At 70.2% G+C, this 17,545-nt stretch carries 14 protein-coding genes; 6 read left to right on the top strand and 8 right to left on the bottom strand.

All coding sequences use genetic code 11. The annotated features are described in order from the left end of the window. Window positions 1-3 precede the first annotated feature (3 nt). The 4 genes from ACH5AF_RS01040 to ACH5AF_RS01025 all read right to left on the bottom strand — a co-directional run bounded on the left by ACH5AF_RS01040 (window position 4) and on the right by ACH5AF_RS01025 (window position 5,817). The gene (locus tag ACH5AF_RS01040) at window positions 4-1,209 is read right to left on the bottom strand and encodes a hypothetical protein (RefSeq protein WP_398899169.1); all 1,206 of its coding nucleotides are present in this window, start codon (window positions 1,207-1,209) and stop codon (window positions 4-6) included. After that, window positions 1,199-3,802, bottom strand: coding sequence for an N-6 DNA methylase (locus ACH5AF_RS01035; protein ID WP_398899168.1), 2,604 nt, complete (start codon window positions 3,800-3,802; stop codon window positions 1,199-1,201). Before ACH5AF_RS01035 ends, ACH5AF_RS01040 begins: the two co-directional genes overlap by 11 nt. Window positions 3,803-3,895: 93 nt before the next feature. Then, window positions 3,896-4,555, bottom strand: coding sequence for an RloB family protein (locus tag ACH5AF_RS01030; RefSeq protein WP_398899167.1), 660 nt, complete (start codon window positions 4,553-4,555; stop codon window positions 3,896-3,898). Next, window positions 4,555-5,817, bottom strand: coding sequence for an ATP/GTP-binding protein (locus ACH5AF_RS01025; protein ID WP_398899166.1), 1,263 nt, complete (start codon window positions 5,815-5,817; stop codon window positions 4,555-4,557). The genes ACH5AF_RS01030 and ACH5AF_RS01025 overlap by 1 nt, the downstream gene beginning before the upstream one ends. A gap of 629 nt (window positions 5,818-6,446) precedes the next feature. Between ACH5AF_RS01025 and ACH5AF_RS01020 the strand changes: the two genes are divergently transcribed. Together ACH5AF_RS01020 and tesB are read left to right on the top strand one after the other, a co-directional pair. After that, window positions 6,447-7,604: an acyl-CoA dehydrogenase family protein gene (locus ACH5AF_RS01020; protein ID WP_398899165.1), complete on the top strand. Its 1,158-nt coding sequence runs from the start codon at window positions 6,447-6,449 to the stop codon at window positions 7,602-7,604. A 32-nt stretch (window positions 7,605-7,636) separates the two neighbouring features. Further along, complete coding sequence (gene tesB / locus ACH5AF_RS01015) at window positions 7,637-8,503, top strand: acyl-CoA thioesterase II (protein WP_398899164.1); 867 nt, start codon at window positions 7,637-7,639, stop codon at window positions 8,501-8,503. 200 nt (window positions 8,504-8,703) lie between these two features. Here the strand turns inward: tesB and ACH5AF_RS01010 are convergent, their stop codons facing one another. Both ACH5AF_RS01010 and ACH5AF_RS01005 read right to left on the bottom strand, forming a co-directional pair. Further along, a complete protein-coding gene (locus ACH5AF_RS01010) occupies window positions 8,704-9,786 on the bottom strand; it encodes a sensor histidine kinase (protein WP_398899163.1) in 1,083 nt (360 codons plus the stop codon). 146 nt (window positions 9,787-9,932) lie between these two features. Continuing rightward, a complete protein-coding gene (locus ACH5AF_RS01005; protein WP_398899162.1) occupies window positions 9,933-10,598 on the bottom strand; it encodes a response regulator in 666 nt (221 codons plus the stop codon). 173 nt (window positions 10,599-10,771) lie between these two features. Between ACH5AF_RS01005 and ACH5AF_RS01000 the strand changes: the two genes are divergently transcribed. Next, window positions 10,772-11,065, top strand: a complete 294-nt coding sequence (locus ACH5AF_RS01000; RefSeq protein WP_398899161.1) for a hypothetical protein — start codon at window positions 10,772-10,774, stop codon at window positions 11,063-11,065. Window positions 11,066-11,162: 97 nt separating this feature from the next. On the opposite strand, the gene ACH5AF_RS00995 is transcribed toward ACH5AF_RS01000, so the two are convergent. Both ACH5AF_RS00995 and ACH5AF_RS00990 read right to left on the bottom strand, forming a co-directional pair. Beyond that, window positions 11,163-11,951 carry a phosphatase gene (locus ACH5AF_RS00995; protein ID WP_398899160.1) on the bottom strand — a complete coding sequence of 263 codons (789 nt, stop codon included), beginning with the start codon at window positions 11,949-11,951 and terminating at the stop codon, window positions 11,163-11,165. Window positions 11,952-12,234: 283 nt separating this feature from the next. Beyond that, on the bottom strand, window positions 12,235-12,840 hold the full coding sequence (locus ACH5AF_RS00990; protein WP_398899159.1) for a TetR/AcrR family transcriptional regulator: 606 nt from the start codon (window positions 12,838-12,840) through the stop codon (window positions 12,235-12,237). Window positions 12,841-12,928: 88 nt separating this feature from the next. On the opposite strand from ACH5AF_RS00990, the gene ACH5AF_RS00985 reads away from it, so the two are divergent. Genes ACH5AF_RS00985 through ACH5AF_RS00975 form a run of 3 tightly spaced genes read left to right on the top strand, consistent with a single transcriptional unit; the run spans window position 12,929 to window position 17,541 of the window. Continuing rightward, window positions 12,929-14,545, top strand: coding sequence for a carboxyl transferase domain-containing protein (locus ACH5AF_RS00985; RefSeq protein WP_398899158.1), 1,617 nt, complete (start codon window positions 12,929-12,931; stop codon window positions 14,543-14,545). Window positions 14,546-14,563: 18 nt separating this feature from the next. Beyond that, the gene (locus ACH5AF_RS00980; protein ID WP_398899756.1) at window positions 14,564-16,600 is read left to right on the top strand and encodes an acetyl-CoA carboxylase biotin carboxylase subunit; all 2,037 of its coding nucleotides are present in this window, start codon (window positions 14,564-14,566) and stop codon (window positions 16,598-16,600) included. After that, window positions 16,597-17,541, top strand: a complete 945-nt coding sequence (locus ACH5AF_RS00975; protein ID WP_398899157.1) for a hydroxymethylglutaryl-CoA lyase — start codon at window positions 16,597-16,599, stop codon at window positions 17,539-17,541. The genes ACH5AF_RS00980 and ACH5AF_RS00975 overlap by 4 nt, the downstream gene beginning before the upstream one ends. Window positions 17,542-17,545 lie beyond the last annotated feature (4 nt).

Genomic DNA, 17,545 nt, shown 5'->3' with positions numbered 1-17,545 from the left:
GGATCAGGCTTTCCCGCTCAGCAGATCGTCCACAAGCCCCGTCTTCAGCGCACGCAGCTTGCGCAACTCCTCTTGCTCGCCGGAGATCTGCGCATCGCACGCATACAGCGAATCGACGATACGCCGCTGTTCACCAAGGTCGATCGGCATATCGATTACTAGCTCACGGAGCCGAGTGGGGTTCACGTTGACCTGTTGAACCGCGACAGTCGAGATGGACCGCACTCGCTGCCGGACCAGCGGGTGCATGAGCCACTCGACTAGATACTCCGGGATCAGTCGAGACGCGTCTGGGTTGATGCGCACCAAATAGGAAGCGAACGAGGCCTTGGGGATCTCCCCGCGCCACATTGCAGACTTCCCGATGTGATCAATGCTGTTCGTCCGGTTGAACAGCACGTCGCCGTGGCTGAGTTCGAGCCTTGCAGGGAGGGGCACCGGGCTGTACCGCAAGTCAGAGAGCTCCGGGCGACCAGACTCCAGGTTGTTCATGCGGAGGACCGCAATGCCTCGGGAGTCTCGGTCAAGTGCTTCAGAGACGCCGTACTCAGCCGTGGGCACAATGTCCTTGAGCGGCATCCGAGCCCATCCTTTGAGTGACTCATTGCCGCCCAGAGGGGCCATAGCGGCCAACAGTGCTCCCTGTCGCACGCGGCGAAGTTTCGTGATCGAATCTTCGATGGCACGCTCCTGAGCCGACACTGCGTCGACCAACTCGACGATCCGTTGCTGCTCACGCATCGGAATAACCGGAACTGGTACGCGTCTGAGTGCTGCACCAGAGATCTTGACCATGCTGTCGGACGTACCTTGAGCCAATGCGGCAATTCGCCTTCTAGCTTTCGGTGCACGGAGCACAATCTCAAGAAACTCCGGCACATACTCCTCAGATGACCGAAGCCGCATCATCAGGTCGGGATAGATGCAGGGAGTTCCGATATCCCGGTAGATCCCTGCCACCCCAACCAGTTCCCGAGTGTTGGCGCGGCTAACAAGAAGATCCCCGTCGCGCAGTACTGCCGTGTGCTGGCCGAGCGAAGCCGATGGGGCATGCTTGAGCTGGCGCGGCTGGAACCCATTCAGCGTGAGGCAGCCAAGCCCCAGCATCTGCACGCCAGTCCACGTTTGACTTTCCACTGGAGAAGTACCGTTTCGGATTTCCGTAACGACCGCCCCCAGAGGCACCTGCTCCCAGCTCTCAGCCGCCATGGCCAATCTCCTCCAGAAACCCGTCCAGCTTCTCCGCCGCCCGCTCCCGCTCCGCGCGGATCTCCTTCAACGACACCGCGTACTTGTCCGCCCAGACCCCATACGCGTCGACCAACTCCCGCCGCCGACGTACCACATGTCCGTCCAGCTTCCCGGCCAAATCGTCCCGCAGCAGCTCAAGCACCACCCGACGCTCCCCCTCCGGGTCTTCCGCGAGCTTCCGCCGGGCCGCGTTCAGGCGCGGCGGCTCCTCGTCCAGCTTCGGCGGGTCGCTGGGCCACGGGAACCAGAACTCGGCCTCAAGCTTCTTGATCCGCGCCGCCGCCTTCGTGCGCTCCTTCTTCACGTGCGCCAGCTCCGCCAGCTGCTCAACGCTCAGCTCGGCTTCCTCCCGCGCGGGCGCGTCGCCGCCGTCCCCGCCCTCGCCGTCCTCCGGCGACTCCGGCTCCGCGTTGAGCTCCTTCCAGCGCGCATCCAGCTCCGCCTTGCGCGCGTCCGCCTCCGCCAACTCCTCCAGGAAGTCCGGGGCGATCGCCCCGACCACCTTGTGGTCGTAGGCCTGACGCCGCTCCGCCGACGTACGCTTCCGCAGCTTCCGCGTCTTCGGGTCCTGCTCCGGCGCGAGCATCGTCTCGACGTTCTCGACCCAGCCGTCCAGCACTCCCGCAAAGCCGTTCTCCGACAAGGCCAGCAGGTCGTACTTGGCCTCGTACCACCAGCCGGCCACCGCGCCCGCCAGCGCGTACCGGTCGAGCAGGCCGATGCCGCCCAGCCGCTCCACGAACGACTCGATCAGTGACGCGCGCACGGCCATCAGCCCCGCCTTGCGCTCCGAGGCCGTCATGTCGGCAAGCCGCTCCGGGGTTGCCGCCACGGCCTCCAAGTGGCGAGCCTCCTCCTCCCACCATTTGGCGAACGCGCCCCGCAGCGCCTCCTCGCGGGGCCGCGCGAGCTCGGCCAGCCGTGCTGCATCCGGGCGCTCGCCCTCCGGGAAGAAGTCCACATACGCCGGATCCACCGGCTCCCGCTCGGCGAAAAGATCCTCCAGTCGGACCTCGTACGCGTCCAGCAGATCCTGCTTCGCCTCGATCTCGGCGCGCGGCATCCCGCCCACCAGGTGCGCCTTCACATCCTGCGGTTCCGGCGGCGGGGTGTTGTCCACGTAGCGGCGGATGTTGAGATTGTCGTCGTTCTCCCGCAGCTCGTCTCGCGAGACCAGGCGCGAGAAGCCGGGCACTTCCGCGTACGCGCGGAACGTGGTGACGATCTTCTCGGCGTGCTCGGGGAGCAGCACGTTCTGTGCCGACTCCTTGTGGTACTCACGGTCCGCGTTGATGAACAGGACCTTGCCCGCCCGCTCGGGGTCCTTCTTGCCCGGCGGGCGGAGCACCAGGATGCAGGCCGGGATGCCGGTCCCGTAGAAGAGGTTCGGAGCGAGGCCGATGACCGCCTCGATCGCGTCCTCGTCGAGGAGCGCCGTGCGGATTTCCTGTTCTCCTCCCCCTCGGAACAGCACACCGTGCGGCATGACGGTGATGACCATGCCGCCGCGCCCCTCGCGCTTGGTCATCCACAGCATGTGCTGGAGGAACATCAGGTCGGCCTTGCCGCGTTCGCTGGTCACGCCGTAGCGCGCACGCCCCTCTTTGTGCACGAGGTCGGCGAACACGTAGTCCATCGAGAACGGCGGGTTGCTCAGCACCCCGTCGTAGCGGTCCGCGTCCGACTTCGGCGCATGGGCCGGCTCCGACAGCGTGTCACCCGTCCGCAGGTCGAACCGGGTGCTGACACCGTGCAGCACCATGTTCATCGTGGACATGATCCAGGACCCGCTGTTGGCGTCCTGGCCGGCGAAGAACATGTCCGAGGTGTCGCCCCCGTGTTCCTCCACATGCTCCTTGGCGTGGATGAGCATGCCGCCCGAGCCGACGCACGGGTCGTAGATCCGCATGCCCTGCTTCGGGCCGAGGAGTTCGACCATCATGCGGACCACCGCACGCGGGGTGTAGAACTCGCCGCCCTTGCGGCCGGCCGAGTCCGCGAACTCCTTGATCAGGTACTCGTACGCGGCGCCGATCAGATCCGGGAACTCGAAGTCGTCGGTCCTCAGCCGCACCCGCCCGAAGTGGGCGATCAGCAGCTCCAGCCGCTTGTCGGCGAGCTTCGCCGCACCCGCCGTCGCGCCCGAGCCGCCGATGCGGTTGAAGTCGAGCTGGTCGAAGAGGCCCTTGAGCTTGCTGTTCTGGCCTTCCAGGGCCTGGAGCGCGGGACGCAGCCGCTCCTCGTTGATGTTGTGGGTGCCGGAGGAGATCCACTTCCATCGGGCATTCTTCGGGACGAAGAGCACATCCCGCTCGCTGTACGGAGCAGCATCTTCCAGGTAGCTCTCCAGCAGCTCCCCGGACAGGCCGAGATCGTTCGCCGCCTGCTCCTTGATCCGCTCCCGCGCCGCCTCGAACTCGTCGTTCGCCCGCTTCAGGAACAGCAGGCCGAAGATGTAGTCCTTGTACTCGGAGGCGTCCATCGTGCCGCGGAGGATGTCCGCGGCGGCGAAGAGATGGCGCTCCAACTGCGCGAGCGTGAGCTTGGCCACGTATCCGTCTTCCCTACGACCCGATATGACGTAGGAACCCTACGGCGACCGGGGCCGAGGTGATAACCGTTCCCTCGAACCGGTCGTTTTCCGTCAGTAGGAGGTGATCCCGAGCGCCTTCTCGACGAACTCGAAGACGTCCGTGTACGGGTCGCGCAGCACCTTCGGCACATGTGCCTCGTGAGCAGCGTTCATCTTCAGCGCCCGCTTCTTCGCCTCGGCAAAACTGCCCACGGGGATCTGCTCCGGCAGCACCGTCTTGATGTTCGTGGTGCTTCCCGCGAACGGCAGCCGGTCGGCGGCCATGTCGCAGCTGCCGCCGAAGGTACCGGTCACCGCCTTGTGGTGGAGCACGCGCCACACCTCGAAGCAGGGATGGGAGAAGGCGACTTCGACACCGCCCTCCTCGGCCAGCTTGAAGGCGTCCGTGATCTGCTGGTGCTCGTCCCTGTCGAACAGACACCACACCGCGGGCCAGAAAGCCTCGGCCAACTTGGCGCGCTTGGCTGCCCGGGTCTCCTCGCGCATGAGCCGGACCGCTGCCTCGACCAGCTTGATCGGCTTGCGTTGCGAACCAGGAGCGGACGCGTTCGCGATGCGGACCTCGATGCCCGTCACGCCGGCCCGTTCCTTCACGATCTTGATGTACTCGGGTTCCGTCACCCTGCCCTCGGTGAAGACGTGCACGACCTTGCGTCGCCGGCTGCCCTTGTTCGCAGGGCCCAGCGAGTCCTTCCCCCTCGTGCGCGCCATCAGCTGCCGCTCCGCTCCGCCTCGTGCTCTCGTTCCCGTTCGTTCGCTGCCAGCAGCCGACGGGCGATCTGTCCCTCCAGAAGGGAGGGAACAGCACCGAAAGCGCCGGCCAGGTAGGACTTCATCAGGTCCTCGTCCTCCCCCGGGGACGCAGCGGTCAGCGGGTAAAGGTCGGTGGCGCCGTCCTGGTCCTTCTCCGTCAGCCACACCTGGCCGGGCTCCAGCAGACGGCCGCCGCTCGGTGTGGTGAGCACGGACGGATCGTGGGAGGTGAAGACGAGCTGCGCACCCTTGGGATTGGCCTGCGGATCGTGGAAGAGCCGGACGACCTCGGCGGCGAAACGCGGGTGGAGGCTGGAGTCCAGCTCGTCCACGAGCAGTACGGCGCCCTCGTCCAGGGCCAGAAGGAGCGGGCCGAGGAGGGCAAACCAGGAGCGGGTGCCGAAGGATTCGTGCCGCCAGTCGAACGCGACTTCTCCGGCGGCGGAACGATGGGTCAGTCTGACCGTGGGGCGGTCTTTGCCCTCCTGAACAACTTCCGCCCCCGTGATGCCGAGATCGGCGACCCGCAGCAGCTCGTTGATGCGGCGCGCGCGGCTGCCCGACAGTTCCCTCGTCGTGAACGCCTCTCGCTGTGTGCGCTCGTCCTCCGGATTGATCAACCACAGATTGCGGCGGAACCAGTGGAAGAGAGGCGACAGCTGTGGGTGGTTGTCCGTACCGGCCGTGGACAGCAGCAGTGCGTTGGGGCGCGTCCTCCGCTCCAACTGAGCTCGGTCCTTCACACGACTGCCCGGCCAGTCGTAGACCTTGTCGCGCGAGGCCTCACGGTCGAGCCACACCTGGCGATGGCCGCGCGGATAGCTGTGAAGCCACTCCGACTCGACGCGGTCGGTCCCCAGCTCGAAGCCGTACGTCCATCGCACATCGTCGAGAACGAGGTCCGCCTCGAAGAAGCTGGGCTCCTCGCCTTCCTTGACGTCCAGCGCGAAGGGCGTGCGGGCGGTGCCGTCGAACGACGCCCAGCGGGCGTACGAGTTCAGGACAGCGGACCGCATGTCGGTCATGGCGGCCAGCACGTTCGACTTGCCCGAGGCGTTGGCGCCGAAGATGCCGATCAATGGCAGCACCGCAAGCGAACGGCTGCCGGCGAGCTCGACCGGCCGCGCTGCCGCATTCGGCTCGTCGTCGGACGCGACGAACGTCAGCTCCTGCTCGTCGCGCAGTGACCGAACGTTCGCTGTGCGGAATCTCAGCAGCATGCTGCCCCCTCTCCGCGGCCAGGGTAATGGTCACTGGGGACATCGGCTTGCGTTGGGCCCTTGTAGCGGTGCATGAGATCTTCCTCGATATCCCTCCGCGACAGGGCCGCCCACTGGTCCGCGCCTCCTCTGGAGACGTTGACCGGCCATGGGCGCCGCCGCAGAGCAAACAAGCGGGCCCGCCACGGGTGAGCGGCGACGGAGGGCCGGGCGACGGTGAAGCTGGCCCAGGAACACCTGACCCCACAGGACCTGGTCGAACTGCTCGATTTTCGCCAGGCGGCACTGGCGGCCTACGACGGCGACGAGCCGTCGGCCTGAGCGAGCCGCGAAGACGGTCCCGGTCACCCGGCGGGAGCCTGAAGCGCACGGGGGCCATCTCGGTGTCGGGGCCGGTCTCCTGGCGGCACACCGGCCCAGTAGTCGGCGTGCCGCAGCCCGTCGGTCCTGTCCCACCTGGGCGGTGAGCGCAGCAACAAGGGACGGAGCGCCGCTTCGGCGGACGGGGGCGCGACGGCGGGCTCTCTGCGTGCGCAGCATCACTCTGGACAGTTTCAACAACCGCCGGGTAACTTGTGGCTCTGAGCAAGCGCTTAGACATTGTCGTACCCAGTCACGAGGAGGCGTCCGTGCGCCGGACCGTATTCAACGAGGACCACGAGGCGTTCCGGGACACCATCCGCGCCTTCATCGAGGCCGAGGTCGTCCCCGTCTACGACGAGTGGTTCGCGGCGGGCCAGGCGCCCCGCGACTTCTACTACAAGCTCGCCGAGCTCGGCGTCTTCGGCATCCGCGTCGACGAGGAGTACGGCGGCGCCGGCATCAACTCGTACAAGTTCGAGGCCGTGATGTACGAGGAGACCTCCCGTGCCGGCGTCCAGTTCGGTGGCTCCGGCGTGCATGTGCTGCTCGGCCTGCCGTACATCAAGATGCTCGCCACCGACGAGCAGAAGAAGCGGTTCCTGCCGAAGTTCGTCTCCGGTGAGGAGATGTGGGCACTGGCGATGACCGAGCCGGGCACCGGCTCCGACCTCGCGGGCATGAAGACCACCGCCAAGCTCTCCGAGGACGGCACCCACTACGTCCTCAACGGTGCCAAGACCTTCATCACCGGCGGCGTGCACGCCGACCGCGTGATCGTCTGCGCCCGCACGGACGCGCCCAGCGCCGAGGACCGCCGCCACGGCATCTCCCTCTTCGCCGTGGACACCAAGTCCGAGGGCTACTCCGTCGGCCGCAAGCTCGACAAGCTCGGCCTGAAGACCTCCGACACCGCCGAGCTGGCGTTCGTCGACGTGAAGGTTCCGGTCGAGGACCTGCTCGGCGAGGAGAACAAGGGCTTCTACTACCTCGGCCACAACCTGGCCTCCGAGCGCTGGGGCATCGCCTTCGGCGCCTACGCGCAGGCCAAGGCCGCCGTGCGGTTCGCCAAGGAGTACGTCCAGGAGCGCACGGTCTTCGGCAAGCCGGTCGCCGCCTTCCAGAACACCAAGTTCGAGCTGGCCGCCTGCCAGGCCGAGGTGGACGCCGCCGAGGCCGTCGCCGACCGCGCGCTGGAGGCCCTCGACGCGGGCGAGCTGACCCCGGCCGAGGCCGCGTCCGCGAAGCTCTTCTGCACCGAGGTCGCGCACCGGGTGATCGACCGCTGCCTGCAGCTGCACGGCGGCTACGGCTTCATGAACGAGTACCCGATCGCCCGCCTGTACGCGGACAACCGCGTCAACCGCATCTACGGCGGTACCAGCGAGATCATGAAGTCGATCATCGCGAAGGACATGGGCCTGTAAGTCCCGGAAATCCGCACAGTAGAAAAGGTGCCATGAACGAGGCACTACAGGGTCTCCTCGATCTGCTCGACCTGGAGCAGATCGAGGAGAACATCTTTCGCGGCCAGTCCCGCTCCGCCGTCGTCCCGCGCGTCTTCGGCGGTCAGGTCGCGGCCCAGGCGCTGGTCGCCGCCGGGCGTACGGCCCCCGAGGACCGCCACGCCCACTCCCTCCACGCGTACTTCCTGCGCATGGGCGACCCGGGCGCGCCCATCGTCTACAGCGTCGACCGCATGCGCGACGGCCGCTCCTTCACCACGCGCCGCGTCGTCGCGGTCCAGCACGGCAAGCCGATCTTCGCCCTGTCGGCGTCCTTCCAGACATACGAGGAGGGCCTGGACCACCAGACCCCGATGCCGCCCGCGCCCGACCCGGAGACGCTTCCCACCTCGCCGGAGCGCCTGCGCGGGTACGACCATCTCGACCCGGCGGTCGTCGAGAGGTTCCTAGAGGCACGCCAGGCGGTCGACCTGCGCTATGTCGACGAGCCGCCGTACGGCAAGTTCGGCGAGCCCCGCGAACCGCACTCCCAGGTTTGGTTCCGCACCAACGGCAAGCTGGCCGACGACCCGCTCCTGCATGTCGTACTCGCCACGTACGTCTCCGACATGACGCTGCTCGACTCGGTGCTGCTCGCGCACGGGCGCGGCGGCTGGGCGGTCGGCGACGTCGTCGGCGCGTCACTGGACCACGCGATGTGGTTCCACCGCCCCTTCCGCGCCGACGAGTGGCTGCTGTACGACCAGGAGTCCCCGTCCGCGTCTGGCGGCCGGGGCCTGGGCCAGGCCCGCATCTGGACCCAGGACGGGCGGCTGGCGATCTCCGTCATCCAGGAGGGCGTGGTCCGCGTCCCGCACTGACGAGGCGCGCAGGCCGCCGGGGTGTGGGCTGTGAAACGGGGCTGTGGACCGGGGTGTGGGCCGTGAAGGGCACACGCGGAGGTGTCACCTTCAGCTCAACGCCGAGCGCCGCGTCGAGAACCGGCGCGAGGCGGGCGAACAGCGGCAGCGTCGACCCCGGTGCCACCGGGCTCCACGACGCAGGATGCGTCACCGGTTGACTACTCCCGCCCCATCACGGGCGGCTCAGCTCCGGAACAGAGCGCCGCCGGCACCGGCAGCGTCGCGGCGAGGGCGAAGCCGCCTTCGGGGGTCGGGCCGGACGTGAATGTGCCGCCGAGGGCCGCCGCGCGGGTGCGCAGGCCCGTCAGGCCGTGGCCGCCGGGGTCGGGGGGTGCGCAGGCTGCGGGCGGCGGGCCGTTGTGGACGCAGACCAGCAGGGAGTGGCCGGTGCGGCGCACCGTCACCCTGGCCCGGGCGCCGGGGGCGTGGCGGCGGATGTTGGTGAGGCCCTCCTGGACGATGCGGTAGGCGGCGTGCTGGACCGCCGGAGCGCAGTCGCCGGGATCCAGGTGCACCGAGTCCACCAGGTCGCGTGCCGCATCGAGCAGTTCCGGCAGCTGTGCGAAGCCGGGGCCTTCGTGGCGGATGGCCCGGCGCAGGTCGGTCGCGGCCCGGCGGCTGAGTTCGCCGAGCGCGGCGGCCTCCTCCCGGTACCGGACGGTGTCGGCGGCCGCGGCGAGTCCGCTGCAGCGCAGGCTGATCAGGCTCAGGTGGTGGGCGGCGGTGTCGTGCACGTCGCGGGCCAGCCGTTCGCGTTCCCGCTGCGTGGCCTGTTCGGCGGCGTACCGGCGCTCACGCTCACGGGAGAGGGCCAGTTCGGCGAGGCGGCAGGCGAGTTCGGCGCGCGCACGGCCGAGCAGGCCGAGGGCGGCGGGCGCGACGGCCAGCAGTCCCGAGAGCAGGATGCCGAGCGTGACGTCGGGCAGGGACCAGGAGTAGTCGTCCATGTGCTGCCACGGCACGAAGGACACGACGGCAACCGCACCCGCCGAGGCGACCACCTCGATGCGGCGCCGTTCGGACGCGGCGACGGCATGCAGGGCAGCCATCGCCGGGATCCACAGCACACCGGTGGCCAGCGTCGGCAGGGCGAGCAGCATGAAGGGACGGGGGAAACGCCGCCGCAGCGGAAGCGCCACGGCCACCGCCGACGCGATCCAGACCATCCAGCCGGTGAGCCAGTGACGGGTGGCCAGCGCTTCGGCGAGGGCGGCGGCCACGACCAGGCCCTCCACGGCCACCGTGGCGCCGCCCAGCCGGCCGAGCCGACAGCCGAGGCTCGGACGACCTGGGCGCGGGCGGGTGAGCCACGAACGGCCGAAGCGCGGGCGGGCGACCCCCGGGCCGACGGCGCCGTCTCGGCGGCCAGGGGGCGGCAGGCCGGGTCTCACGGCGCGGCCGACCGGTGCACCACGGACGCCAGCGCGACCCGGCTGCCGACCGCCAGTTTCCGCTTCAGTGCGCCGATGTGGGTCTTGACCGTCGTCACGCCCATGCCGAGGTGGGCCGCGATGTCCGCGTTGGACAGGCCGGCGGCGATCAGCGCGAGGACGTCCCGTTCGCGGGCAGTGAGGTGATCGAGAGCATCGACGCGGTCCGGGACCGGCGGCACGGGGGCCGAGGCCGCGTACCGGGAGAGTGCCTCCGCGCTGCCGGGCGGTGTGCAGACCACGCCGCCCACGGCGAGCAGGCGCACTGCCTCGACGAAGACCCGCGGCTCGGTGGTCTTGAGCAGGAAGCCGGCCGCGCCCTCGCGCAGGGCGCGTTCCACGTGGTCCGCCGTGTCGAGGGCGGTGAGCATCGCGACGGCGGGCGGCCGGGACACGCCCCTGAGCGTGCGCAGCACGTCGAAGCCGGGCACGGAAGGCATGTCGATGTCCAGCAGGACGAGATCGGGTGCGAGGTCGCGTACGGCGTCGACGGCGTCGGGGCCGTCGCAGGTCCCGACGACGGTCACGCCGTCGGCCGAGCCGAGAACCTGCTGGAGTGCGGTGCGTACGAGCTCCTCGTCGTCGACGACGAGGACACGCACCGGCCTCAAGTCGTAGGGCAAAGGTCGTCCTGGAGTCTGAGCGATGCAGCGGCCGCTGCTGCGAGCCTGGTTGCAGATCCTAGGACGCCACAAGCGACCGCCCGGATCCCCGGGGGTCGACCAGCCCCCGGGCCAACGCTGCCCCGGACACCGAGTCGGGCCGCCGAGTCGGCCCACGAAGGGAACGGATAGCAGTGAGCGCGCCGCCACCGGCCGAGGAGGAACCGTCGTACGACGACCCGTCGTCGCACGACGCGGCCGGGACCGGCGCCTGGGCGAGGGCGTCGCCCGCCGCGCGGGCGCTGTGGGCCGTCGGCGGTGGCGCGCTGATCGTCGGCAGTGTGCTGCTGCTGATCGTCGCCCGCGACTGGTGGATCGGCCACACCGGGGGCGTGCGTTACGGCCTCGGGCTCGCGCTGCGGGGCGCACTGACGCTGATGCTGCTCGTCGGCACCTACGGCGTCGTACGCGGCACGTGGCGTGACTGAGACCCCGAGGCCCTGAAGCCCCGGGGCCCCACCGCCCCGCCACCCCACAAGCCCGCCACCCCACGACCTCGTGCCCCCGCGGCCCCGCGCCCGGGGTTCAGGCGGCCGGCTCGAGCCCCGCCGCGTCCAGCAGGTAGGCCGTCATCGGGTCGTAGAACCGCGGGTCGGTCACATGGTCGTCGAGCGGAACCGTCACCTGGAGCGTGCCCTCGGCCTCGGCGATGAACAGCGCCGGGTCGTTGCAGTCCGCGTAGCCGACGGCGTCGATGCCGCGCTGGCCCGCGCAGCCCGCCCAGCCGTGGTCGGCCACCACCAGGTCGGGCAGCGGCCGGCCCTCGCGCGCCAGACCGTCGAGGATCGCCGCCATCGGCGCCGGCGAGTGGGTGTGCCACAGGGTCGCGCCGCGCTCCAGCATGGCGACGTCGGCGAACTGGAACACCATGCCCTCGTCGGCCATCAGCCCGCCCGGGATCCGTACGATGTCGCAGCCCGCGGCCCGCAGCGCGGCGGCGGTCTGCCGGTGGACGTCGAGCAGGCCGCCGGGGTGACCGGTCGCGAACAGCACGCGCTCGTGGGCGTCGGCGGCCTTGCGCAGGCGGGCGGCCATGCGCTCCAGGGCATCGACGGTCAGCTCGGGGTCGATGGTGTCCTGGCCCTGCCGGTGCTGGGGGTCGTCGCTGACGCCGCACCGCTCGGCCATGACCGCCAGCACGTCCTGCTCGTCGCTCCAGCGGTCGCCGAGCTCCAGGCCGAGCCAGTAGTGCCGGTCGCCGTTGGCGAGTCTGCGGTAGTGGGAGAGATTGTTGTCGCGAGGGGTGGCGACGTCTCCGGCGATACGTGAGCGGACGAGATGGTCGACAAGAGCGGCGCGGCTGGGTATCGGCATGGGCCCCATTCTGCCGTGGCGTGCGAGGAGAGGACCCACCGTCTCGTCCGCCGGACGTGCGGCGCAACGGACTCTCGGACTCCGCTACGCCCCCAGGGACATGCCCCGGACGGACCCTCCGATTCCGCTACGCCCGTACCACGGACATGCCGCGGACCGGACTCTCCGACTCCGCCTACACCCTCACAGTGCGCCCCCGACCGGATCCCCCGATTCCGCTACGGCCGCCTCTACGGCCCCGCAGAGCTGCCGCCCGGCACCACCGAGACCCCCGCCGCCCGCGCTACCGCGCCCCCAGCGGCCCCAGCGCCGCGAACGCCCCGTGCGCCAGCCGCCTGAGCAGGGACTCCGTCGCCGCGCGGCCCAGGGGGCCGCCTCCGTTCGCACCAAGGTGGGGCGTCGAGTTGAGCAGGCCGAACACCGCGTGCACGGCCGTCCTCGCCTCCGACTCCACCACCTCCGGGTGCAGCTCTCGCACCACCGTGACCCACAGCTCCACGTACTGGCGCTGCAACTGGCGCACCAGCTTGCGGTCGCTGTCCCGCAGGCGGTCCAGCTCCCGGTCGTGCAGAGTGATCAGCGGGCGGTCGTCGAGCGCGAAGTCGATGTGGCCGTCGATCAGGGACTCCAGGACCGCGTCCGGGCTCGCCGACGCCTCCTCGACCCGCAGTCGGCCACCGCTCAGGAGACGCTCGCTGATGCCCACGAGCAGCTCCGCGAGCATCGCATCCTTGCCGGGGAAGTGGCGGTAGAGGCCGGGGCCGCTGATGCCCACCGCGGCCCCTATCTCGTCGACTCCCACGCCGTGGAAGCCGCGCTCGGCGAAGAGGCGCGCGGCCTCCTTGAGGATCTGCTCGCGGCGCGTCGGGGCCGAGGTCCTGGTGCTCATGGGAATTCATTCTAGACAGGGCCGTTAGCGGTCGTTAACCTTGAGGAAACACGTTAACGCTCATTAACCGAGCAAGGGAGCTCGAGCAATGCAGCAGGCACCAGTGCTGGCGAGCGCCGCAGACCCGGCGTCCGAGGCCTGGCAGGCCAACGAGGCGGCACACCAGGAGCTCGCCGACGGTCTGCGCTCTCGCCTGGCGGCAGCCCGCCTCGGCGGCGGCGAGAAGGCGCGCGCCCGCCACACGGCGCGCGGGAAGCTGCTTCCGCGGGACCGCGTGGACACCCTTCTCGACCCCGGCTCGCCGTTCCTGGAGCTCGCTCCGCTGGCGGCCGAGGGAATGTACGACGGACAGGCCCCGGCGGCCGGGGTGATCGCCGGGATCGGGCGGGTCAGCGGCCGTGAGGTCGTGGTCGTGGCCAATGACGCCACCGTCAAGGGCGGCACTTACTACCCGATGACGGTCAAGAAGCACTTGCGCGCACAGGAAGTGGCGCTGGAGAACCGGCTGCCCTGCGTGTACCTCGTGGACTCCGGCGGCGCGTTCCTGCCGATGCAGGACGAGGTCTTCCCCGACCGTGAGCACTTCGGCCGGATCTTCTACAACCAGGCCCGGATGTCCGGCGCCGGCATCCCCCAGATCGCGGCGGTGCTCGGTTCCTGCACCGCGGGCGGGGCATATGTGCCCGCCATGAGCGACGAGGCCGTGATCGTGCGCAACCAGGGCACCATCTTCCTCGGCGGCCCGCCACTGGTGAAGGCGGCGACCGGCGAGGTCGTCACCGCCGAGGAGCTCGGCGGCGGCGAGGTCCACTCCCGCGTCTCCGGCGTCACCGACCATCTCGCCGAGGACGACGCCCACGCGCTGCGGATCGTGCGCACCATCGTCGCGACCCTCCCCGAGCGCGGCCCGCTCCCCTGGTCCGTGGAGCCGGCCGAGGAGCCCAAGGTCGACCCCGCCGGGTTGTACGGCGCCGTCCCGGTCGACTCCCGCACGCCGTACGACGTGCGGGAGGTCATCGCCCGGATCACGGACGGCTCCCGGTTCGCCGAGTTCAAGTCGGAGTTCGGGCAGACGCTGGTCACCGGCTTCGCCCGGATCCACGGCCACCCGGTCGGCATCGTCGCCAACAACGGCATCCTGTTCGCCGAGTCCGCGCAGAAGGGCGCGCACTTCATCGAGCTGTGCGACCAGCGCGGTATCCCCCTGCTCTTCCTGCAGAACATCTCCGGCTTCATGGTCGGCAAGGACTACGAGGCCGGCGGCATCGCCAAGCACGGAGCCAAGATGGTCACGGCCGTGGCGTGCACGCGGGTGCCGAAGCTGACGGTCGTCGTCGGCGGTTCCTACGGCGCGGGCAACTACTCGATGTGCGGCCGGGCCTACGGCCCGCGCTTCCTGTGGATGTGGCCGAACGCGAAGATCTCGGTCATGGGCGGCGAACAGGCCGCGTCCGTCCTGGCCACGGTCAAGCGGGACCAGCTGGAGGGCCGCGGCGAGCAGTGGTCCGCCGCGGAGGAAGAGGCCTTCAAGGACCCGATCCGCGCCCAGTACGAGCAGCAGGGCAACGCCTACTACGCGACGGCCCGCCTGTGGGACGACGGCGTGATCGACCCGATGGACACCCGGCAGGTGCTGGGTCTGGCCCTGACCGCCTGCGCCAACGCGCCGTTGGGGGACGCCGGCTTCGGTGTCTTCCGGATGTGAGGGACCTTCACGATGACGATGTTCGACACCGTTCTGGTCGCCAACCGCGGCGAGATCGCGGTACGGGTCATCCGCACCCTGCGGGCCCTCGGCGTGCGCTCCGTGGCCGTCTTCAGCGATGCGGACGCCGGTGCCCGCCATGTGCGCGAGGCGGACACCGCGGTCCGTATCGGACCCGCGCCGGCCGCCGAGAGCTACCTCTCGATCGACCGCCTGCTGGACGCCGCCGCGCGCACCGGCGCCCAGGCCGTCCACCCCGGCTACGGCTTCCTCGCGGAGAACGCGGGCTTCGCCCAGGCGTGCGCCGAGGCCGGCCTCGTGTTCATCGGCCCGCCGGCGTCCGCGATCTCCCTGATGGGCGACAAGATCCGGGCCAAGGAGACCGTGAAGGGAGCCGGCGTCCCGGTCGTCCCCGGCTCCTCGGGCAGCGGTCTCAGCGACGACGAACTGGCCGCGGCCGCCCGCGAGATCGGCATGCCGGTCCTGCTCAAGCCGTCGGCGGGCGGCGGCGGCAAGGGCATGCGCCTCACCCGCGTCGAGTCGGCGCTCCTCGACGAGATCGCGGCCGCGCGGCGCGAGGCCCGTGCCTCCTTCGGCGACGACACGCTGCTCGTCGAGCGCTGGATCGACCGGCCCCGGCACATCGAGATCCAGGTACTGGCCGACGGTCACGGCAATGTGGTGCACCTCGGCGAGCGCGAGTGCTCTCTCCAGCGCCGCCACCAGAAGATCATCGAGGAGGCGCCGTCCGTCCTGCTGGACGAGGCGACGCGTGCCGCGATGGGCGAGGCGGCCGTGCAGGCGGCCCGTTCCTGCGGCTACCGGGGCGCGGGCACGGTGGAGTTCATCGTCCCGGGCACCGACCCTTCGCAGTACTACTTCATGGAGATGAACACCCGTCTCCAGGTCGAGCATCCCGTCACCGAGTTCATCACCGGTGTCGACCTGGTGGAGTGGCAGCTGCGGGTCGCGGCGGGCGAGCACCTGTCCTTCGGGCAGGACGACATCACCCTCACGGGCCACGCGGTCGAGGCCCGTGTCTGCGCCGAGGACCCCTCGCGTGGCTTCCTGCCCTCCGGCGGCACGGTCCTGCGCCTCCACGAGCCCCAGGGCGACGGGGTGCGCACGGATTCGGGCCTGACCGAGGGCCTGGAGGTCAGCAGCCTGTACGACCCGATGCTCTCCAAGGTCATCGCGTACGGCCCCGACCGCGCCACCGCCCTGCGCAAGCTGCGGGCGGCCCTCGCGGAGACGGTGACGCTGGGCGTCCCGACGAACGCCGGGTTCCTGCGCCGCCTGCTCGCCCATCCGGCGGTCGTCTCGGGGGAGATGGACACGGGTCTCGTGGAGCGGGAGGCGGACGCGCTCGTTCCCGGCGGGGTGCCGGACGAGGTGTACGAGGCGGCGGCGGCCGTGCGGGCTGCCGAGCTGGCGCCCCCGGCCACGGGGCAGACGTCGGCCCCGTGGAAACCCACCACCGGAGATCAGCCGCCAACGCCCCCCGGCCCGGCCGACCACGGCCGCGCCAAGGGCTGGACGGACCCCTTCTCGGTGCCGAGCGGCTGGCGGATGGGCGGCGAAGCGGCCCCGCTCGTCTTCTCCCTGCGCGTGCCGGGAGGTGATCCCGTCACCCACACCGTGAGGCGCCAGGCGGCGCCCCGGGTCGAAAAGGACACGGTCGCCGTCGAGGTGCACGGCGTCACACACACCTTCCACCGCGCGGGCGACTGGCTCGGCCGGGACGGCGACTCCTGGCACGTGCTGGACCACGACCCCGTCGAGGCGGCCCTCAGCGGGACCGCGCACAGCGGCGTGGACACCCTGGCCGCGCCGATGCCCGGCACCGTCACCGTCGTCAAGGTGGCCGTCGGCGATGTGGTGACGGCGGGCCAGAGCCTGCTGGTGGTGGAGGCGATGAAGATGGAGCACGTCATCTCCGCCCCGCACGCCGGCACGGTCACCGAGCTCGACGTCACCGCGGGCTCGACCGTCGCCATGGACCAGGTTCTCGCCGTGGTCACCCCGGACGAGACCGGCGAGGAGACGCAGGCATGACCGGCACCGAAGGGCTGCCCATGACGGTGCGGGCCCCCGGCCTCCCTCCGCGCGTGCGCATCCATGAGGTCGGCCCCCGCGACGGCCTGCAGAACGAGAAGTCGGTGGTGCCTGTGGAGGTCAAGGCGGAGTTCATCCGCCGGCTGGCCGCCGCCGGGCTCACCACCGTGGAGGCGACCAGCTTCGTCCACCCGAAGTGGGTTCCCCAACTGGCGGACGCCGAGCAGTTGTTCCCGATGGTCGGCGACCTGCCCGGCGTGCGGCTGCCGGTTCTCGTGCCCAACGACCGCGGCCTGGACCGGGCCCTGGGGCTCGGGGCCCGTGAGATCGCCGTGTTCGCCAGCGCCACGGAGTCGTTCGCCAAGGCCAATCTCAACCGCACGGTCGACGAGGCGCTCGCCATGTTCGCACCGGTCGTCACCAGGGCCGTCGAGCACGGCCTGCGGGTGCGCGGCTACCTGTCGATGTGCTTCGGCGACCCGTGGGAGGGACCGGTTCCCGTCGAGCAGGTCGTCACGGTGTGCCGGCGCCTGATCGACATGGGCTGCGACGAGCTCAGCCTCGGCGACACGATCGGCGTGGCCACGGCCGGCCATGTGCGCGCGCTGCTCACCGCGCTGCACGACAAGGGCGTGCCGAGCAGCAGGATCGCGGTCCACTTCCACGACACCTACGGCCAGGCACTGGCCAACACCCTCGCCGCACTCCAGTGCGGCGTGAGCACGGTGGACGCCTCCGCCGGCGGCCTCGGCGGCTGCCCGTACGCGAAGAGCGCCACCGGAAATCTCGCCACCGAAGACCTCGTGTGGATGCTCGACGGCCTCGGCATCGAGACCGGGGTCGACCTCGGCCGGCTCACCGCCACCAGCGTGTGGATGGCCGAACAGCTGGGCCGTCCCAGCCCGTCCCGTACCGTCCGCGCCCTCTCCCACAAGGAGTGACACC

The organism is Streptomyces sp. NPDC018833 (genome assembly GCF_044390825.1).
Classification (GTDB): Bacteria; Actinomycetota; Actinomycetes; order Streptomycetales; family Streptomycetaceae; genus Streptomyces.
Note: the sequence above shows the minus strand (reverse complement) of the source record. Positions and strands in the feature narration are given on the sequence as shown.

Excerpts from the sequence above, each read along its gene's own strand:
- ACH5AF_RS00985 (WP_398899158.1), top strand. The coding sequence starts at position 12,929 with ATGCAGCAGGCACCAGTGCTGGCGAGCGCCGCAGACCCGGCGTCCGAG.
- ACH5AF_RS00975 (WP_398899157.1), top strand. The coding sequence starts at position 16,597 with ATGACCGGCACCGAAGGGCTGCCCATGACGGTGCGGGCCCCCGGCCTC.
- ACH5AF_RS00995 (WP_398899160.1), bottom strand. The coding sequence starts at position 11,951 with ATGCCGATACCCAGCCGCGCCGCTCTTGTCGACCATCTCGTCCGCTCA.
- ACH5AF_RS01040 (WP_398899169.1), bottom strand. The coding sequence starts at position 1,209 with ATGGCGGCTGAGAGCTGGGAGCAGGTGCCTCTGGGGGCGGTCGTTACG.
- ACH5AF_RS00980 (WP_398899756.1), top strand. The coding sequence starts at position 14,564 with ATGTTCGACACCGTTCTGGTCGCCAACCGCGGCGAGATCGCGGTACGG.
- ACH5AF_RS01030 (WP_398899167.1), bottom strand. The coding sequence starts at position 4,555 with ATGGCGCGCACGAGGGGGAAGGACTCGCTGGGCCCTGCGAACAAGGGC.
- tesB (WP_398899164.1), top strand. The coding sequence starts at position 7,637 with ATGAACGAGGCACTACAGGGTCTCCTCGATCTGCTCGACCTGGAGCAG.
- ACH5AF_RS01025 (WP_398899166.1), bottom strand. The coding sequence starts at position 5,817 with ATGCTGCTGAGATTCCGCACAGCGAACGTTCGGTCACTGCGCGACGAG.
- ACH5AF_RS00990 (WP_398899159.1), bottom strand. The coding sequence starts at position 12,840 with ATGAGCACCAGGACCTCGGCCCCGACGCGCCGCGAGCAGATCCTCAAG.